Origin of the sequence: Enterocloster alcoholdehydrogenati, assembly GCF_013282095.1 — a bacterium.
Lineage (GTDB): Bacteria > Bacillota > Clostridia > Lachnospirales > Lachnospiraceae > Enterocloster > Enterocloster alcoholdehydrogenati.
The window spans coordinates 222,453-242,915 of record NZ_BLTJ01000004.1 but is presented as its reverse complement, the minus strand read 5'-3'; the positions used below and the strand labels follow the sequence as shown (position 1 = coordinate 242,915).

The 20,463-nt window shown below is 51.1% G+C and carries 14 protein-coding genes; 1 reads left to right on the top strand and 13 read right to left on the bottom strand.

The genetic code is table 11. From position 1 onward, the window contains the following. Window positions 1-91: 91 nt before the first annotated feature. The 13 genes from HW447_RS06655 to HW447_RS06595 all read right to left on the bottom strand — a co-directional run bounded on the left by HW447_RS06655 (window position 92) and on the right by HW447_RS06595 (window position 18,679). Window positions 92-1,048, bottom strand: coding sequence for a TIGR03943 family putative permease subunit (locus HW447_RS06655; protein ID WP_176254582.1), 957 nt, complete (start codon window positions 1,046-1,048; stop codon window positions 92-94). Window positions 1,049-1,061: 13 nt separating this feature from the next. Further along, the gene (locus tag HW447_RS06650; protein ID WP_176254529.1) at window positions 1,062-2,243 is read right to left on the bottom strand and encodes a CobW family GTP-binding protein; all 1,182 of its coding nucleotides are present in this window, start codon (window positions 2,241-2,243) and stop codon (window positions 1,062-1,064) included. 122 nt (window positions 2,244-2,365) lie between these two features. Next, window positions 2,366-3,184: a metal ABC transporter permease gene (locus tag HW447_RS06645; RefSeq protein WP_176254528.1), complete on the bottom strand. Its 819-nt coding sequence runs from the start codon at window positions 3,182-3,184 to the stop codon at window positions 2,366-2,368. Beyond that, a complete protein-coding gene (locus tag HW447_RS06640) occupies window positions 3,168-3,995 on the bottom strand; it encodes a metal ABC transporter ATP-binding protein (RefSeq protein WP_176254527.1) in 828 nt (275 codons plus the stop codon). Before HW447_RS06640 ends, HW447_RS06645 begins: the two co-directional genes overlap by 17 nt. An 8-nt stretch (window positions 3,996-4,003) precedes the next feature. Next, window positions 4,004-5,155: a metal ABC transporter substrate-binding protein gene (locus tag HW447_RS06635; protein ID WP_176254581.1), complete on the bottom strand. Its 1,152-nt coding sequence runs from the start codon at window positions 5,153-5,155 to the stop codon at window positions 4,004-4,006. A gap of 25 nt (window positions 5,156-5,180) precedes the next feature. Further along, window positions 5,181-5,858: an HAD family hydrolase gene (locus HW447_RS06630; protein ID WP_176254526.1), complete on the bottom strand. Its 678-nt coding sequence runs from the start codon at window positions 5,856-5,858 to the stop codon at window positions 5,181-5,183. A 224-nt stretch (window positions 5,859-6,082) separates the two neighbouring features. After that, window positions 6,083-6,901 (bottom strand): DUF368 domain-containing protein, encoded by an 819-nt coding sequence (locus HW447_RS06625; protein ID WP_243176226.1) that lies wholly within the window; start codon window positions 6,899-6,901, stop codon window positions 6,083-6,085. Between the two features lie 49 nt (window positions 6,902-6,950). Continuing rightward, complete coding sequence (locus HW447_RS06620; protein ID WP_176254525.1) at window positions 6,951-9,368, bottom strand: homocysteine S-methyltransferase family protein; 2,418 nt, start codon at window positions 9,366-9,368, stop codon at window positions 6,951-6,953. Window positions 9,369-9,382: 14 nt separating this feature from the next. Further along, window positions 9,383-10,042 (bottom strand): vitamin B12 dependent-methionine synthase activation domain-containing protein, encoded by a 660-nt coding sequence (locus HW447_RS06615; RefSeq protein ID WP_176254524.1) that lies wholly within the window; start codon window positions 10,040-10,042, stop codon window positions 9,383-9,385. A 12-nt stretch (window positions 10,043-10,054) separates the two neighbouring features. Continuing rightward, window positions 10,055-10,915: a methylenetetrahydrofolate reductase [NAD(P)H] gene (gene metF, locus HW447_RS06610; RefSeq protein ID WP_176254523.1), complete on the bottom strand. Its 861-nt coding sequence runs from the start codon at window positions 10,913-10,915 to the stop codon at window positions 10,055-10,057. 159 nt (window positions 10,916-11,074) lie between these two features. After that, a complete protein-coding gene (locus HW447_RS06605) occupies window positions 11,075-13,531 on the bottom strand; it encodes a glycogen/starch/alpha-glucan phosphorylase (protein ID WP_176254522.1) in 2,457 nt (818 codons plus the stop codon). 120 nt (window positions 13,532-13,651) lie between these two features. After that, window positions 13,652-16,786 (bottom strand): isoleucine--tRNA ligase, encoded by a 3,135-nt coding sequence (gene ileS, locus HW447_RS06600; RefSeq protein WP_176254521.1) that lies wholly within the window; start codon window positions 16,784-16,786, stop codon window positions 13,652-13,654. A 453-nt stretch (window positions 16,787-17,239) separates the two neighbouring features. Continuing rightward, the gene (locus HW447_RS06595) at window positions 17,240-18,679 is read right to left on the bottom strand and encodes a putative ABC transporter permease (protein ID WP_176254520.1); all 1,440 of its coding nucleotides are present in this window, start codon (window positions 18,677-18,679) and stop codon (window positions 17,240-17,242) included. A gap of 283 nt (window positions 18,680-18,962) precedes the next feature. Between HW447_RS06595 and HW447_RS06590 the strand changes: the two genes are divergently transcribed. After that, on the top strand, window positions 18,963-20,420 hold the full coding sequence (locus HW447_RS06590) for a nicotinate phosphoribosyltransferase (protein ID WP_176254519.1): 1,458 nt from the start codon (window positions 18,963-18,965) through the stop codon (window positions 20,418-20,420). Window positions 20,421-20,463 lie beyond the last annotated feature (43 nt).

Genomic DNA, 20,463 nt, shown 5'->3' with positions numbered 1-20,463 from the left:
TGTACCTCCGGATCTTATCGTAGCTGATAATAAAATATGAGGATACCTGCCTCTTTAGACCTGTACCCTCATAAAACTATTTTACAGCATTTTAAAACTGAACAATATCCTTGATCTCCTCAGCCGGCTCCACATATTCTCCGTAAAGCACAGGGCCTTCACCGTGGTAATCCTTCTGATACTCGATCCCCACCCTGGCGCGAACCTTAACCCACTGCCTGGTGCGGTACTGCTCCGCATCCTTCCATCTGCACATAAACCCTAAGAAGGTCATGTCCGCTTCACAGCAGGTCATGGCCATACGGCCCGGCACAAAATGTCCCTTGGGGAATTTAGGGGATTTTAAGACCATGGCGGTAAATTCCACTGTCTTTCCCTGGTAGCGCTCCGGCTGATCCATACAGTCAATATACCAGATCCCATAGTGTTCCGGTTTGATCCGGATCACCTCTGCATTGATATCATAGGGCAGATCCTCTTCCAGCGTAGTCTGCTCAATCTCACCGTCCTTATCCTCCAGCACGATCTCGCTGTCGCGGCTCATGGCCCGGATGGTACGGCGGTAAGAGGTAAGCTTCTCATCAGGAATACCGTCGCAGCGATTCATGATCACAAGCTCGGAGCTGCGCAGCATAGGCCCTAAAAGCGGCTTCATATTCTGCAGATACAGTTCAAAGGTAGAGCCGTCAATAATGGTGATCTGCTGGTAAACGGCCCAATCCTCAGGAAGCTTTAATTCATCCTGATTCCACATACCATTCCACTCCATCAGCACACGCTCCGGCCGGTAGATCACCTCCAGCTCATTGAGATATTCCGGGGTCAGCTTGGAATAATCGTCTACATACACCACTGCCGTGCGATTTTTTTTAAGTTTTTTCTCGTCATACTCTGTATCCCCCTCTTCGCACACGATCAGCAGCGTCTTTCCTTCTGCCTGAAAATATTCCTGATTCATAGTAAATTCCAGAAACTGGGTTTTTCCAGCCTCCAGAAAGCCGTTGATCAGAAACACCGGCATTACATTATCATCTATCTCATTTCCCATCATATAAACCTCTTTAGCCTCTTGCAAATACGCTGTTTAACTCTTCTTCCTTTAAACTGGCACCGATTACGCATACCTTACCCGTATAATCCGGACGGCCTTCGCGGATCTCATACTGCTGAGGAACAAGATCAAAGTACAGCCACTGGCCGGGATTTTCCGTGGGCAGCATTCCCTTTGCGCGGAGTACATCTCCAAATTCCTTCGTGTCTGCCAGACGCTTTAAGATATCCTCCAGCTGATCCTTTGTCACGGGAACGATAGTCTCCATCCCCCAGCTGGTGAACACCTCATCTGCGTGGTGGTGGCCCTCGTCATCATGGCCATGGCAGCCGCACTCGCCGTCGTGGTGATGATGCTCATGACCCTCATGGCCGTGGCAGCCGCACTCGCCGTCGTGATGATGATGCTCATGACCCTCATGGCCGTGGCAGCCGCACTCGCCGTCGTGATGATGATGCTTATGACCCTCATGGCCGTGGCAGCCGCACTCGCCGCCGTGGTGATGATGCTCATGACCCTCATGGCCATGGCAGCCGCACTCGCCGTCGTGGTGATGATGCTCTCTCACCTCTTCCAGCAGATCATCCAGCATGGTGTCTCTTTTCTCAATAATCTCAAGAAGCTGATCTCCGCCCAACTCTGCCAACGGAGTTGTAACGATCACTGCTTTTGGGTTCTTCCCACGGATCATATCTGCAGCCTTCTGAATCTTATCCGCGTCTGTGATATCGGTACGGCTCAAAACAATGGTACCCGCATTTTCGATCTGATTGTTAAAGAACTCGCCGAAATTCTTCATATACATCTTGCACTTGGCAGCGTCTACAATGGTCACAGCGCTGTTTAACGCCACATCCATATCTGCGGACACGTCGATCACGGCCTTCATAACGTCGGACAGCTTGCCTACTCCCGATGGCTCGATGATGATCCGGTCCGGCTTATAGGTGGACAGCACCTCTGCCAGGGATTTTCCAAAATCTCCCACCAGAGAGCAGCAGATACAGCCAGAGTTCATCTCCCGGATCTCAATACCGGAATCCTTTAAAAATCCGCCGTCAATGCCGATCTCGCCAAATTCATTTTCAATCAGCACCACCTGCTCGCCGGACACAGCCTCTTTTAACAGTTTTTTAATAAATGTAGTCTTTCCGGCCCCAAGAAAACCGGAGATAATATCAATTTTTGTCATATCTGATTTTTCCTTCTTTCTGCTGATTCACAAACTCTTACCAACTTAATATTGTGGCACATCCCGTCAGTAATGTCAAGGCTCTGACACAGGCTCCACATGGGGCCCGGCGCGTACGCGTCCTATTTTCTCCTGCCAAGCACCTTCCATGCGCTGAAAATGCCAAAGGCCAGCAGATTTACCACTACCACGCTGGCTCCCGCCGGAGTGGAAAACTGGTAGGAGGCCATCATTCCCAGAACAAAGCAGATAAGTGACAGAATCCCAGATGAGATCATGACCCCGCCAAAGCTTTTAAATACCCGCATGGAGGTGAGACAGGGAAAGATCACGAGGCTTGAGATCAGCATAGCGCCCATCATCCGCATTCCAAGCACGATGGTAACCGCCGTCAGCACGGAGATCACCATGTTGTAAAAACCCACATTGACGCCGGTGGCCCTTGCAAAGTTCTCATCAAAGGTCACAGCAAACATCTGGTTATAGCAGAGGATGAAAAGCCCCAGCACAATCAGGCTTAACGCCACGGCAAAAACCACATCCTCTTTTGTCATGGCCAGGATGCTTCCAAACATATAGCTGCTTACATCCGTGGTCATTCCCGTGGTGAGGGATGTAACGATGATGCCGATCGCCAGGGCGCTCGCAGAGATCATGGCAATAGCGGCATCGCTTTTGATCCGGCTGTTTTCCGTAATGCGCAGCAGAAAAAATGCCGCCAGCACCACCACCGGAACAGACACCTTAAGAGGGGACCAGCCCATGGCCAGCGCGATGGAAAGCGCGCCGAAGGATACATGAGACAAGCCGTCCCCAATCATGGAATATCGTTTCAATACCAGGCTCACACCCAGCAGGGAAGCGCACAAAGACACTAACATACCTCCCGCCAGGGCGCGGACTAAAAATGGATAGGAAAGCATTTCACTTAGTATGGTCATGGCAGCAGCCTCCTTTACAGCCGTCCTCTTCCTTTAAGGGAGAGTTCTCATTTTCATCCTTCTGCCGGGCCATGTGGCAGGCAGCAGTAGGCACGCACTGCCCCTGTTCCTTCTCATGGAAGAAATGGCCGGCGGCCCTGCTGTTCATATAATCATGGGCCGGGCCATAAAACAGAACCTGTTTTTGAAGGTGAAGGATCTTATTGGCTTCCTCTACAGCATTTCGAAGGTCATGGGATACCATGAGGATCGCAACCCCATCCTCCCGGTTCAGTTTTCTTAACATTGCATAAAAATCCTGGATCGCCATGGGATCCAGCCCCGTGATGGGTTCGTCTAAAAGAAGGAGTTTCGTAGTGGCGCACAGCGCTCTTGCAATGAGCACCCGCTGCTGCTGCCCCCCGGAAAGCTCCCGGTAACAGTGTTTTGCCAGAGGTGTGATCCCCAGACGCTCCATATTTTCTGCGGCAATCCGCTTCTCCGTCCGGGAATAAAAGGGACGCCGTCCTCTTCTGCTTAAACAGCCGCTTAATACCACCTCACGGACCGACGCCGGGAAATCCTTCTGGGCGGCCGTCTGCTGGGGAAGATAACCGATTCCGGTAGTTTTCAGTTCCTCCGATACCGTAAGAACGCCCGCTGAAGGCTTTAGCAGGCCCAGAAGCCCCTTCATCAGCGTGCTTTTTCCCGAACCGTTCTCGCCCACGATACAGAGATAATCTCCGGGGCATACTTCCATGTTTACATCTACCACTGCATCCTGGTTCTCATATCCGAGATCCATATGCTCACATCTGATCAATGGTTCCATTTCTCCTCCTACTTAAGTCCCTGCCGCAGGTTCTCCACATTCCGGCGCATCAGCTGCAGATACGTGACGCCCTCATCAAATTCTCTGCGGCTCACATTGTGGCAGGAATGAAACAAAAGAGGCTTGGCCCCTGTTTCCTCGCTGATAATATCTGCTGTCCGATGGCTGGAAAGTTCCAGATAGTATACGGCTGTCAGGTGATTCTCCCGAACGCGGTCAATGAGATAGGCAATGGTCTTGGCACTGGGCTCCGTGTCTGTACTGCACCCGGAAAAGGCGGCACGATACGACAGACCGTATGTGTCGGCAAAATACCGCAGAGGGAATTTATCTGCCACTACCATCATCCTGTGGCGTCCCTGAGATACCACCTGTCTGAACTGGCTGTCCAGTTCGGAAAGTTCTGCCAGATAGGCCGCCTCATTGTCCCGGTAGTAGGCTTCGTTGGCGGGATCCATATTTGCCAGAGTGTCTGAAATGATCTTCACAATTTCCATCGCATTGACAGGAGAAGTCCAGATATGTTCATCATATTCGATCTCCAGCTCCTGTCCATCGTGAGTTTCAAACCGGGCAGGCTCATAAACGCCTTCGGTTCCTGATGTTTCCGCCTCATCCTCCGTTTCATGAGCTCCAGACGCCTGTTCTGTCTTATGGTTATGGTCTGCCTCATCATGGCCGGCATGGTCGTGATCCTCATGGCTGTGATCATGGCCCTCCTCCTCCATTCCTTCCACAACTTCCTCTTCCACCACATCCACATAATCCATCATGGTAAGACGCCTCATATGGCTGGTATCCAGGGAATCCGACACCTTTTTCACCCATTGCTCCATAGCCCCGCCGTTGCAGATCAAAAGATCTGCGTTCTGCAGAGTAATCATATCCGCCGGAGTCGGCTCAAAGGAATGGCTGTCCATTCCCGCAGGCACTACCAGCTTCAGCCGCACCCGGTCCCCGCCGATCTGGCGTACAAAATCGTAATACGGGAAAATGGTTGTGGCCACAAAAAGACGTTCATCCTCCTTTGTGCCCCCATCTCTCCCAGAGATATTTTCCCCTTCACTGCCTCCAGAACGCCCCGCGCAGCCTGCAAGCCCCAGACACAAAAGAACTGCCATAAGCAGTGAGGCCAGTCTCAATGGGTTCCCGCAAGGCATCCGTTTTTTTTCTTTTTCTCTTCTTTTACTCAATATGGTTCACATCCTTAATGAATTCCTTTACATCCATGGGATGAGCCGCAAGCAGCCTGGGGTGGAATCCTTCTAATTCCTCTCTCCCACGGAAACCCCAAAGGACACCTGCTGTGTCTACCTGAGCATTTTGTCCTGTTTCCATATCTGTATTGGTGTCCCCCAGATAGAGGCACTGGCTCTTTTCAAGGCCCAGTTCCCGGATCAGAGCGTTCACTCCGTCCGGAGCCGGTTTTTTGCGGATCCCCTGGGACTCCCGCTCCCCGTATACACGGTCAAAGGTGCCTGGAGCAAAAACATGACTTACATTGTCCAGTGTCCTCTGATGAGGCTTATTGGAAAGGACGGTACAGAAAATCCCCTGTTCCTTTAAAAATGACAGCAGCTCCGGGATTCCCTCATAGGCCTCCACCCGGTAAAGGCAGCATTCCTTAAATACTTCGTTATATACGGTCAGCGCTTCTTCATAGTGGGTCAGTTCTGGATCCCCGTATGCCTTTAAAGACCTCTCGATCAGTCTTTTATAGCCGTCGCCCACGAACCGCTTCGTATCTTCTATGGAAACAGGCCCCAGGCCAAAATGCTGAAGCGTTTGGTCTACAGACTGTTTCAGCGCATAAATGGAATTTACCAGAGTGCCGTCTAAATCAAAAATACAGCATTTATACATAACCGATTTCCTCCCTGTCTTGATCCGTGTCCCCGCCATACCACGTTTTTTTGCCCCGGCAGCCGCGCAAACCGCGCTCTGCTGCACCGATGGTAAAATACCCCCAGAAGGCGGAAACGCTTCCACCCTCTAAGGGTATCTATCATATCACAGAAAACGGGCCTTGGCTAGAGCGTACCCTTTCTGCTCATTCAGATTTTTTCTCAAAAACGCCTAAAATGCGGTCAGCTTACCTTTCCTATTTTAAACAGAAGGAAAAATCCTGCCGCCAGGGCCGCCAGGCTGTACACCAGTTCCATTCCCGTGGGGATCCCCGGAAAAAGCTCCGGCAATGAGGCGAACATAAAGCCCAGTATAATTAGGAAGGTGGGTCTTGTGTGCTTTTCCAGAAGTCCCTCCAGCACCTTCGCAGATACAAAGGTTCCCGCCAGGCCGCCGATTCCCAGAGGGATTAAGGCCATGATATCCAGATGGCTGACTGCCTGCAGGGTGCTTTCATAGATTCCAAGCATATACAGCATCTGAGAGGCGCTGATGCCTGGAAGGACTAAAGCCACTGCGATGATCACGCCGCCGACAGCCTGTAAAAGAACGGAGGACAGGCTGCCGCTTTCTCCCGGCGCAAACAGGCCGGTTGGAATCAGTGTCAGCAGCAGCGCGCTTAAAATACCGATTCCCACAAAAATGGCATCCTTTGAGCCAAACCGCCGGATTCCCGCTTCTTTAAAGATCAGAGGGATCCCTCCGCCTACGGCTCCTAAAAAGAAGAACCGGGCCGAAACCGCCGCTTTTGTGGTAAGCAGCAGGCTGATGCCTCTGGAAAAAAGCACTATCCCGGCACAGCCTCCCACCGCAAACCACAAAAGGAAGGGGATGGATTTTCCCGGCTCCTTAAAAATACGGCTCACAGAGGTAATCAGGCGGTCATAAATTCCAAGCACCATGGCCATCGACCCGCCGCTGACTCCAGGCACGGTCATCGTGCCGCCGACCCAGGCTCCCTTTAAGAGAGTCTTTATATTTTCTCTTTGATTATCAAGCATATATTTCCTCTTTTCTGATATATTGCCGCCTCGGCGGCATTGCCTTCCCTTATCCAATCACCGTCTCTGCATAGTGAACCGACGCCATGGCATCCTTGCAGTAGGCATCTGCCCCAATGGTATCCGCATACTCCCTGGTAAGCACAGCGCCGCCCACCATCACCTTCACCCAGGGCGCTTTCTGCCTCAGCTGGCGAATGGTTTCCTCCATGCTTGGAACAGTGGTCGTCATAAGCGCGCTCAGCCCCACTAAAGGAACATGGCGTTTTACCGCTTCCTCTGTGATGGTCTCAGGCGGTACATCCTTTCCCAGATCGATGACCTCGTAGCTGTAGTTTTCCAGAAGAACCTTAACAATATTCTTTCCGATATCATGGATATCCCCCTTAACCGTAGCAAGGATAATGACTCCTTTTTTCTCCTGGCCCCGGCCGGTCTTTTCCATTTCTGCCTTAATGACCTCAAACGCGCCTTTGGCTGCCTCGGCGCTCATCAGAAGCTGGGGCAGGAATACGGTTCCCTTCTCAAAGCCCTTTCCCACCCGGTCCAAAGCCGGAATCATCTCTGTATTGATCACTTCCAGAGCCTCTTTGTCCTTTAAAAGGAGGGTTACCGCTTCCACCGCAGCCTCCTTAAGTCCCCGCTCAATGCAGGCCCCTAAGGATGCGCTGCCGGTGCTTTCCTGCGCTCCTTCCTTTCCGCCCTGCCGTATGGTCTGCCCAAGACTGCCTGTCTGTCCGCTGTAAATGCTGATATACCGGCTGCACTGGGGATCCCGGTCCATCAGAGCGTTAAAGCTGTAGTAAGCCCGCATCATAGCCTCAGAATTTGGATTGATAATAGCCCCATTCAGCCCACATTCCATAGCCATGGTAAAGAAAGCACTGTTGATGATCTCCCGCTGAGGCAGCCCAAAGGAAATATTGGACACCCCCAGCACGGACTTGCCGCCCAGCTCATCCCGAATCCTGCGAAGGGTTTCCAGTGTAGTCAGCGCCCCTTTATTATCGGAACTTACCGTCATGCACAGACCGTCCAGAATAATGTCCTCCGGCCCGATTCCATAAGAGGCTGCCGTCTCGATGATCTTTCTTCCCACCGCGATCCTGCCCTCTGCCGTTTCCGGTATTCCATCCTCATCCAGGCACAGTCCCACCGTCACGCCGCCGTACTTTGCCACCAGCGGAAAAATCTGTTCCATGACCTCTTTTTTTCCATTAACCGAATTGATCAGCGCTTTTCCGTTATAAACCCTTAAGGCCCGCTCCATTGCCTCAACATCAGACGTATCAATCTGCAGCGGCAGATCAATTACCGCCTGGAGTTCTTTTACCACCGCCTCCATCACAGAAGGCTCGTCGATCTCCGGCAGCCCCACATTTACATCCAGAACATCCGCTCCATTATCCTGCTGGTTCACTCCCTCCCGCAGAATATATTCCAGATCGTTATCACGCAGAGCCTGCTTAAACTTCGGCTTTCCTGTAGGGTTGATCCGCTCTCCGATGATCACTGTCCTGCGATCGAATACCACCGCCTGAGAATAGGATGAGATCACCGTCCGGCGTTTCTTTTCCGGCCAGTTCACCGGAAGTTTTTTGCACCGCATCACCGTCTCACGGATATGTTCCGGGCCGGTTCCGCAGCAGCCGCCCACGATCACCGCGCCCATTTTTACAATTTCTTCCATCACCTGTCCGAACTCAGCCGCGTCAATGTCATAAACGGTCTTTCCGCCCTCGCTCCTTGGAAGTCCTGCATTGGGATTTACCAGCACCGGAGTGGACGACACCTGAAGGATCTCCTTAAGGATACCCTTCATCTGCACCGGCCCCAGACCGCAGTTGATTCCCAGCACATCCACTCCCAGGCCTTCTAAGAGAGCTACCGTAGAAGACACATCTGCACCGGTAAGAAGCTTTCCTTTTTCATCATAAATGACCGTAGCAAAAATGGGAAGCCTCTCACCCGTCTCAGGAGAAATCCCCGCTTCCTTTGCCGCCAGTACCGCTGCCTTCAGCTCATAGCTGTCGCTCATGGTCTCAATCAGCACCAGATCCGCCCCGGCTGAGACACCGTAAGACACTACTTCTTTATAAAGAGATACCGCATCCTCAAATTCCAGATCCCCCAAAGGTTTCAGCAGCTTTCCCGTCGGCCCAAGATCCAGCGCCACATAGCCGTGCCCCGCCTCCTGTACCGCCTTTTTTGCATTCTCCACCGCCGCTTTTACAATTTCTTCCAGTTCATCCCCATACTTCAATCCATTGGCCCCAAAGGTGTTGGTGGTCATAATATCCGCCCCGGCTTCCAGATACATAAGATGGATCCGGGTAATTTCCTCCGGATGGGTTACATTCCACCGCTCCGGCAGTTCTCCCGCCCGCAGGCCTTTTGCCTGAAGCAGGCTTCCCATACCGCCGTCAAAAAAAAGGCGGCGCTGTCTCATTTCCTGTAAAATATTCATACCTTAAACCTCGCTTATGTTTCCCGCCGGTAGGCGCAATCTGTTTTCCCGCAGGCCTCGCAGCCTTTTACTTCACACCGGTAAGGCTTCCTGCTAAGTCCCATAACCGCTGTAACGGACTTGGAGGGCATCATCAGACACCCGGACGTCAGCCGGATTCCCAGGCGTTTTCCCGCCTCCAGGCCGTCCAGAAGGGAGGACTGACATTCCAGCGGAAAATCCCCGTATCCCGGACTGAACCTTGGACGCAGATACCACTCCCCAGCTTCATACCTTTCCTTAAGCTCTCTGCAGACCTGATCGCAGTATTCTTCAATCATAGCCGTCGCCGCTGCCTGAAGGATCACGGCCCGGCTCATCTGTAAATGGTTATATTTTTGAATGACATAATCGGTTCCCAGGCCCAGAGTGGCTGCAAACACAAGCACCATCTCACATTCCTGCAGATTTTTAGAAAGGTTTTTGCTTCGAGTGCAAAAACAGCCGCAGTCGATCTCATATTCCGTCCCCAAACGCAGAGGAAAGGAACGAACCAGATGCTTCGGCTCCGCCTTCTGCCCTAAAAGTTCCAGACAGGCCTCCACTTCGTCCTCTACCGCCCCCTGGATTTCCATAGTTCCCTTATATCCCAGATAACGCAGCACTTCTTTCCTGCTCACAGCGGAAATATCCATCTCTGAGGCCTCCTATTTTATGATATCCGACAGGTTCTCCCGGATCTTTGCAGCCACATCCGGCTTATTCATGGTGTATACATGGATTCCCCGGATCCCGTTTGCAATCAGGTCAATGATCTGATCCGTGGCGTAGGCGATTCCCGCCTGCTTCATGGCCGCCGGATCATCCCCGAACTTATCCACCAGGGACATAAAACGGGCCGGCATATAGCACCCGGACATCTGGATGCTCCGCTTCACCTGCTTTACATTGGTGATAGGCATGATCCCGGCAATCACAGGCACGGTAATCCCCTTTTCCCGGATCCTGTACAGATAGCTGTAAAGAATACTGTTGTCAAAAAACATCTGTGTGGTGACAAAATCACAGCCTGCCTCCACTTTTTCCTTCAGATAATCCATATCCACCGTTTTGTTGGCCGATTCCACATGGCCCTCTGGATAGCAGGCAGCTCCAATACAGAAATCTCCCGCCTCGCGGATCTCGCGGATGAGTTCAGAGGCATAATGGTACACCTTTGGTGTATTTCCGTCCTGGGGGATATCTCCCCGCAGAGCCAGGATATTTTCGATCTTATGTGCCTTTAATTCCTCCAGAACGCGATGTACCTTTTCTCTGGTAGAGGATACGCAGGTCAGATGGGCCAGAGGCGTTACCCCGCAGGTCTTTTGAAGCTCTGATGCAATTTTTACCGTATAGTCACTGGTTCCCCCTCCCGCTCCGTATGTAACGCTCATAAAAGCCGGATCCAGTTTTGCGATCTCCTCTGCCGCCCGTTCCACCGACGCAAACGCATCCTGGGTTTTTGGCGGAAATACCTCAAATGACAGGGTCGGCTTTCCCTCTGCTAAAATGTCACGTATCTTCATGTCATGACCTCCCTTGTATAATGTATACCCACAGATGTTCTCTCCGGGGTTCTTTTGTATGCAGCCCTCAGGGCCAGAAAGGCTCCGGCGCCCTGTTACAGACGCCGGAGCCGGATCTTTCACGATCTTCTCCCATCCATGGATGGCAGCTGCGGTCTATTACACTTCCACAGTGATCTTTTTAAGATGCCAGATATCTCTCACATATTCCTCAATGGTGCGGTCAGAGGTAAACTTTCCGCTGTGGGCAATATTGAGGATCGCCGCCTTTGCCCACCAGGAAGAATCTCTGTATGCCTGATCGATCTTCTTATGAGCCTCAGCATAGGAACGGAAATCCTTCAGTATAAAATATGTGTCTGCGCGGTCGCTGCTCTTTGTATTTAAGAGGGAATCGTAAATATCCCGGAACCGTTCCGGATCGTCCGGTGCATAGAAGCCATTCACTAACTGCATCAGCACCCGGCGGATCTCCTGATCGTTATTAAAGATGTCCATAGGCTGATAATCGCGGTTCTTCTCATGGGCGATCACCTCGTCGGAGGACATACCGAAGATGAAGGCATTTTCCGCTCCCACCTCTTCTACGATCTCCACGTTGGCCCCGTCCATGGTTCCAAGGGTCAGCGCGCCGTTTAACATAAATTTCATGTTGCCTGTACCGGAGGCCTCCTTGCTGGCCGTAGAGATCTGCTCGCTCACATCCGCCGCCGCAAAAATAATCTCAGCATTGGATACGCGGTAATCCTCGATAAATACCACCTTTAGCTTGCCGCCGATGGATTTATCATTGTTGATCACATCTGCTACGGAGTTGATCAGTTTAATGGTCAGCTTGGCTCTCTTATAGCCGGCCGCCGCCTTGGCGCCGAAGATAAAGGTTCTGGGCACCATATCCATATCCGGGTGATCCTTTAACTGGTTATACAGGTACATCACATGAAGGATGTTCATCAGCTGGCGCTTATACTCGTGAAGCCGCTTTACCTGCACATCGAAAATGGATCTGGGATCTACGTCAATTCCATTGTGCTCCTTAATGTACGCAGCAAGGCGGACCTTGTTTTTGTACTTTAGCTCCATAAATTCCCTCTGGCACGCCTTATCCTCCGCGCAGGGAAGAAGCTCTGCAATATGGGGAAGGTCTGTGATCCACTGGTCTCCGATCTTGGAAGTCACCCAGTCTGCCTCTAAGGGATTGCCGTGAAGCAGGAAACGCCTCTGTGTAATGCCGTTGGTTTTGTTGTTGAACTTCTCCGGCATCATTTCGTAAAAATCCTTTAATTCCTGATGCTTTAAAATCTCCGTATGCAGTCTGGCAACACCATTTACGGAGAATCCGGCCACAATGGCCATATAAGCCATACGCACCTGGCCGTCGTAGACAACAGCCATCTTGCGGATCTTCTCCTGATCTCCCGGATAACGGGCCTGGATTTCATTTACAAAGCGGCGGTTGATCTCCTCCACAATCTGGTAGATACGGGGGAGAAGTCTGGAAAACAGGTCGATGGGCCATTTTTCCAGCGCCTCTGACATGATGGTATGGTTGGTGTAGGCACAGGTTCTGGCAGTAATATCCCATGCCTCATCCCAGGTCATCCCTTCCTCATCTAAAAGAATGCGCATCAGTTCAGGGATTGCTACTGTAGGGTGCGTGTCATTTAACTGGAATATCACCTTATCCTGAAAGCCGCGGATTGTGCCGTGAAGTTCCTTATACTTGATCAATGCGCGCTGCACGCTGGCGGAAATAAAGAAGTACTGCTGCTTTAAGCGCAGTTCCTTCCCCGCATAGTGGTTATCGTTAGGATAGAGCACTTCCACAATCGTTTTGGCCAGATTCTCCTGCTCCACTGCCTTCTGGTAATCTCCCCGGTCAAAGGAATCCAGATTGAAGGTGTTAATCGGCTCCGCATCCCAGATCCGCAGGGTATTGACCATGTTGTTTCCATAGCCGATCACCGGCAGATCATAGGGCACAGCTCTCACAGACTGGTATCCTTCCTGGACAAAACGATCCATGCCGTCCCGGTTTTCAATGCGCACATAACCGCCGAATTTTACCTCTACGGCATACTCAGGGCGGCGGATCTCAAAGGGATTGCCGTTCTCCAGCCAGTTATCCGGCACCTCCACCTGATAGCCATTTTCAATCTTCTGCTTAAACATACCATAGCGATAGCGAATGCCGCAGCCATAGGCCGGATATCCCAGAGTTGCCAGAGAATCGAGAAAGCAGGCGGCCAGGCGGCCCAGACCGCCGTTTCCAAGGGCTGCATCCGGCTCCTGATCCTCAATGGCGTTTAAGTCGAAACCAAGCTCCTCCAATACCTCGGCAATTTCTTTGCGTGCACAGATATTGATGATATTGTTGCCCAGCGCCCTGCCCATTAAAAATTCCATGGACAGATAGTAAACTGCCTTGACATCCCTTTTCTCGTACTCCTTGTGAGTGGCAATCCACTCATCAATGATCACGTCTTTTACCGCATAGGCCACTGCCTGAAACACCTGTTGAGGTGTCGCCTCGTCAATGGTGCGGCGGAACATATTTTTCACATTATAGATCACGGAATTCCTAAATGCGGCCTTATCAAAATCCGGACGACTCATTGGACTCTCCTCCTTCTTCTCTGTGTACTCCCGCATATTCTCACATTTATGGAGAACCACTGCCGGGAGTACGCTCTGCTTTTAAATACTCCCATCTGCCCTCGCAGCTTCCTGTCCCTGCTACATCAGCTTTTCAACGCCAAGCATTACGCTTTCGCCGTTGATGTTCCACTCCTTTACAAAGCCCTTCATCTGGCCCAGGTGGATGTGGTCTGCCATAACCTCATTCTTGATCTCGTCGGCATTGGCCTTAACAAGCTCTGCGATCCGGTCGTTCCCATCCTGATATACGGCAATATGATCCATCACCTCAAAGCCGGCTTCCTTACGCATGGTCTGGATTTTGCTGATCACCTCGCGTACAAAACCTTCCTCGATCAGTTCAGGCGTCAGGTTGGTATCCAGAACAACGGTCACAGAATTATCCTCCTCTGTCACATAGCCGTCCTTCTTTGCCACGTCGATAAGCAGATCCTCCTTTGTAAGGACAACCTCCTGACCGTCAAAATCAAAGGTCAGAGCGCCGGATTCATTCAGGGTATCCATGGCTGCGCTGCCGTCAAGCTCTGTAAGGGCCTGGCGGATTTTCCCAAGAAGCTTTCCGTACTTGGGCCCAACGGTCTTTAACTGAGGCTTAAAGGTATAGGAGGTAAATGCCCGTACATCCTCTGTAAAGGTTACCTTCTTTACATTTAATTCTTCCTCAATGATCTTTACATAGAAATCAGACAGCTCATGATCCGCCTTTACATACATCTGAGCGATGGGCTGGCGATTCTTGATATTGGCGGTGTTTCTGGCGGCGCGGCCCATAACGACGGTATCCAGCACCTCATCCATATCGGACTCCAGGGCCAGGTCGATCCACTCCTCCTTTACCTCCGGGAAGTCGCACAGGTGGACACTCTCAGGCGCATTCCCGTCGATATTTCTTACAATGTTCTGATAGATCTGCTCTGTCATGAACGGGATCATGGGAGCCGCTGTCTTTGCAACGGTCACAAGGGCAGTGTACAGGGTCATATAGGCATTGATCTTATCCTGTTCCATACCTTTTGCCCAGAAACGCTCGCGGCTTCTGCGCACATACCAGTTGCTCATATCGTCTACAAACTCCTGGAGCGCTCTTGCCGCCTCAGGGATCTGGTAATTCATCAGGTTATTGTCAACCGCCTTTACCATGGAATTCATCTTGGATAGGAGCCAGCGGTCCATAACAGGCAGCTTATCGTACTCCAGTCTGTATTTTGTCGCGTCAAACTCGTCGATATTGGCATAGAGAACCCAGAAGGCATAGGTATTCCACAGAGTACCCATGAACTTTCTCTGTCCCTCGGTCACTGCCTTATCCTGATATCTCTTGGGAAGCCACGGTGCACTGCAGGTGTAGAAGAACCAGTGGATGGCGTCTGCGCCGTGAGCTGCCAGGGTCTCAAAGGGATCAACGGCATTTCCCTTGGACTTGCTCATCTTCTGTCCGTTCTCATCTAATACAAGCCCCAGCACAACGACATTTTCATAAGGAGCCTTGTTAAAGAGCAGGGTAGACTCTGCTAACAGAGAGTAGAACCAGCCTCTGGTCTGATCTACGGCCTCAGAAATAAACTGAGCCGGGAACTGGGACTCGAACAGTTCTTTGTTCTCAAACGGATAATGATGCTGTGCAAACGGCATAGCTCCGGAGTCAAACCAGCAGTCGATCACCTCCGGCACTCTCTTCATCACACCGCCGCAGTGAGGACACGGGATGGTCACTGCGTCGATATAAGGACGGTGCAGCTCGATCTCATCGGGGCAGTTGTCTGAAAGGCTCTTTAACTCCTGGATGCTGCCTACGGAATGCTGATGTCCGCAGCCGGCACACTCCCAGATATTAAGAGGCGTACCCCAGTATCTGTTTCTTGAAATTCCCCAGTCCTGGATATTTTCCAGCCAGTCGCCGAAACGGCCCTTTCCGATGGAATCGGGCACCCAGTTTACGGTATTGTTGTTGCGGATAAGATCGTCTTTCACCGCGGTCATCTTGATGAACCAGGATTCTCTTGCATAGTAGATCAGAGGGGTCCCGCAGCGCCAGCAGTGTGGATAGCTGTGCTCAAAATCAGGAGCGCAGAACAGAAGCCCTCTCTCCTCCAGATCCTTTAATACAAGGGGATCCGCATCCTTTACAAACCTGCCCGCAAACGGAGTGTCCTCTGTCAGATCACCCTTTGCATCTACCAGCTGTACGAAAGGCAGGTCGTATTTGCGGCCCACATTGGCATCGTCCTCACCAAAGGCCGGCGCGATGTGTACGATACCTGTACCGTCCGTCAGGGTTACATAGGTGTCGCAGACAACGTAATGGCCCTTTTTGTGCTGCTTTTCGCAGTATGGCTTAGAGCAGTCATAAAGAGGCTCATACTCTTTGTATTCCAGTTCCTTTCCCTTATAGGTTTCGAGGATCTGAGTCTCTTCGCCCAGCACCTTCTCTACCAGAGCGTGAGCCATATAATAGGTATAACCGTCTGCAGCCTTTACCTTTACATACTCCTCATCCGGGTTTACACAGAGAGCCACGTTGCTTGGAAGAGTCCATGGCGTAGTTGTCCATGCCAGAATATAAGCATCCTCATCCTTTACCTTAAAGCGGGCGATGGCGGAGCGCTCTTTCACATCCTTATAGCCCTGAGCCACCTCATGGGATGACAGGGGGGTTCCGCAGCGGGGGCAGTACGGAACTACCTTAAAGCCCTTATATAAAAGGCCCTTATCCCAGATCTGCTTTAATGCCCACCACTCGGATTCGATAAAATTATTGTCATAGGTGACGTAAGGGTTTTCCATATCCGCCCAGAAACCTACGGTGCCGGAGAAATCCTCCCACATCCCCTTATACTTCCAGACGCTTTCCTTACACTCCTTGATAAACGGCTCCAGGCCGTACTTCTCGATCTGATCCTTCCCGTCTAAGCCCAGCTTCTTCTCTACTTCCAGCTCAACGGGAAGTCCGTGAGTATCCCAGCCGGCCTTTCTCGGTACCATATAGCCCTTCATGGTTCTGTATCTTGGAATCATATCCTTAAATACACGGGTCTCAACATGGCCGATATGAGGTTTTCCGTTGGCTGTCGGCGGGCCGTCATAGAACACATAGGGCGGGCAGCCCTCGCGCATCTTGATGCTCTTTTCAAAAATATGCTCTGTTTCCCAGAACTTTTCCACTTCTTTTTCCCGTTCTACAAACTTTAAGTCTGTGGGGACCTTGTTGTACATCCTAGTCTACCTCCATTCGATATTGTGCACTCTCAGAGCCTCCAAGAGGACACGGTTTGGCAGCTTTTTCTTTATGTGAAAAGCCGCAGCCTTTGCGATGCCTCACAGGAAAGAATCTTTTCTGAACTGCAAACAACAAGGCGGCGCCCTGCGAACACCTCGTTGTTATAAAAAAAGACTCCCGTCCCCGTAAAAGGACGAAAGTCTTGGATTCGTTTAACCACCTGTTACTGCATACTGTCATATGAGTTCCTCTAACGCAGGAAAAACGGCCGGGCCTACTTAAGCGTTCAGCCGGCAGCTCCGGAGCGATCTTCGCATCTTTCCTACTGACACCGGATTTCCACCGCCACCGGCTCTCTTTTGCCTTCGGAAAGGGCTACTGTCTCCTTCATGGCCTTTTTCTTATAACGATTTTATTATAATGACTGGGCCATAAAATGTCAAGCTGTGCTAGTCTACAAATTTGGCATTGGGATAGATCCGTTTCATTCGCTCATCTGGAAAATGATAATCCAGCCAGCCGTTCAGCCCCTCTGCCAGGGTGTTTCCTTCCTCTCGCCCCATCTCTGTCCCGGCCCTTTCTTCCTCTCCCGCCGCTTTTTGCAGGGAGGCCTCCTGGGATCCCATCTGGCTCTGAAGGACTTCCTTATCCTGTCTGGCCGAATACCGTCCCAGGGCAAGGCCGGATACCGCCATATCAAAGACCATAAAAAGGATCAGTCCGTTGCAGAGGAATTTCCCCCATTTCACGGGAATCCGTTCAATCGCCCTGGACAGAAAGGGATACAGTATTTTAAGCCATACTACCGCCACAATGCCCCAGAAAAAGCAGTAGAGCAGATTGATCCGACCGCCCAGATTAAAAGGAATGGCGCTGTAATCCCAGAATACGGTGCCGAAAACCAGTTCGGAAAACACACTGCATATATATTCATAGGCTCCGCCCAAGATGGTGCCTGCCAGAAAGATATACCGGTCATTTTTCTCCCGGTAAGGATATAAAAACGCAGTCAGCAGGACACAGCCGAATCCCCATACGATACTGAACGGCCCGTATACCACACTGCTTCGGCTCATGATAATTCCCGTCCGGCTGTAACAGAAAACAGTCTCTGTGATATCCCCCAGAAAGGCTCCGATAAAGAAAAGCGCTGTCAGTTTGTAAAAACAGCAGCCGGCGGCAAAAACCGTTTTCTCTGCGCTGTGCTCATTTTCGGCCGCCTCATGTCTCTGCCCTGCAATCAGCCGCTCTGCCTTTAAGCCGGGATACGCCCCCATCATCCGCCGCTGAATCCTCCGGGTCAGGGCGTTTCCAAAGGAGTCCGCCAGCCGCTGCATATCGCCGCTGACCTGGCTGGCCATCTTCCTTAACCGGCGGTGCATCTGAAATACAGCCGCCGAAGAACCAAGGCCGTCTAAGAGCGCTGTTCCTAAAATGATCCCCAAAAGGAGCTTTCCTGCACCGGCCGGAAGTATGTGGATCAGCTTTATCAGAAACGGGTTAAACACCCGGATGCAGAGTACAGCGCATATTCCCCAGAAAATGGAAGTTTCCAGAGCCACATAGCCTCCAGCACAAAAGCGTTTTTCCGAATAATCCCACCACTTCTGCCGGAATATGCGCTCTAAGAGAAAGCCGCATATATATTCTGTAAATGCCGCCAGTATCATGCCGCCAAGAAACAAAAACACCAGATGTTCCTTCAACTCCGGCAAAAACACTGCAAAGGCGGCGGCCGACAGACCGTATACCGGGCAGAACGGCCCGTTTAAATAGCCCCGGTTTACAAACCGGTGCCGTTTGACTGCTGCCGCTCCCACCTCCAGCCACCAGCCTGCCGCCGAATAGACTGCAAACAGCCATAAGAGCTCATATCCTGTGTAATTCATGGGCCTCCTCCTGTTGGTTCCCGCAAAATTCCCGCTGCTTTTTTTATATTCGCAGCAATTCAGGACGGGGTATCTTCTTGAACAGTTTCATTCTATCAAATATTTCTCGTTTTGCAACCTCTGTCCTTGATCAGAAACTTTTATTTCTGCCGGAGCTGAATATCTTGTTATTTTTTTAACAATTCGCTTGTCTTTTGTAAAATTTGTGCTATACTACTGTCAATACACAGTTTGCTGCCGTCCCGTACAGGGAGGACACCGCCAAACCAGGGAGGAAAACCATATGGACCAGAGAAATCTTACACTGCTGACAGACCTGTATGAGCTTACCATGATGCAGGGCTATTTTAAGGAAAAAGACGCCAACGAAACGGTCATTTTCGATATGTTTTACAGGAACAATCCCCATGGAAACGGATTTGCTGTCTGCGCCGGGCTGGAACAGGTGATTGAATATATCAGGGATCTCCATTTTGACGAAAGCGACATTGATTATTTAAGAGGCGTGGGAATTTTTGAAGAAGATTTCCTGGACTATCTGAGAGACTTCCGCTTTAGCGGAGATATCTACGCTATTCCCGAGGGTACGGTGGTTTTCCCCAGAGAACCGCTTGTAAAAGTAATCGCTCCCATCATGCAGGCTCAGCTAGTGGAAACGGCTCTCCTTAACATCATCAATCACCAGAGCCTCATCGCCACCAAGACCGAGCGCATCGTCTATGCAGCCAAGGGGGATGGCGTGATGGAATTTGGTCTGCGCCGGGCTCAGGGCCCCGATGCCGGCACCTACGGCGCAAGAGCCGCCATGATCGCAGGCTGTATAGGCACCTCAAACGTGCTCTGCGGAAAGATGTTTGATGTTCCCGTAAAAGGCACTCATGCCCACAGCTGGATTATGAGCTTCCCGGACGAGCTGACCGCCTTCCGCACCTATGCAAAACTCTATCCCTCTGCCTGTATCCTCTTAGTAGATACCTATGATACCCTGAACTCCGGCATCCCAAATGCCATTCAGGTATTTAAGGAAATGAAAAACGCCGGTATACCGCTCACCTTCTACGGAATTCGTCTGGACAGCGGCGATCTGGCCTACCTGTCAAAGAAAGCGAAAAAGATGCTGGATGCTGCCGGATTTTCTGATGCGGTAATCTCAGCCTCCAATGATCTGGATGAATACCTGATCGACAGTTTAAAGATGCAGGGCGCCACTATCAATTCCTGGGGCGTGGGAACCAATCTGATCACAGCTAAAGACTGCCCCTCCTTCGGCGGCGTCTACAAACTGGCTGCGGTAAAGGATAAATCCACCGGCAGTTTCATCCCCAAGATCAAGCTTTCCGAAAATGCGGAAAAGATCACCAACCCCGGCAATAAAACCATCCAGCGTATCTATGATAAGGAAACGGGAAAGATCATTGCAGACCTGATCTGTCTGGTAGGCGAAACATTTGACACCAGCCACTCTCTCCTGCTCTTTGATCCCATCGAAACCTGGAAAAAAACCATGCTGGCACCCGGAACCTACACCATGAGGGAACTTCTCGTTCCCATTTTCCTAAAGGGCGAATGTGTTTACGAAACGCCAAAGGTGATGGACATTCAGGCTTACTGCAGACAGGAACTGGATACCCTGTGGGATGAATCCAAACGTCTTGTCAACCCCCACAAGGTTCATGTGGATCTGTCCCATGAATTATGGCATATGAAGAATCAGCTGTTAGATACTTACCACAGAAAATAATGGATTAAAACGCCAGGAAATGATATAACACGGAGGGCGCTGC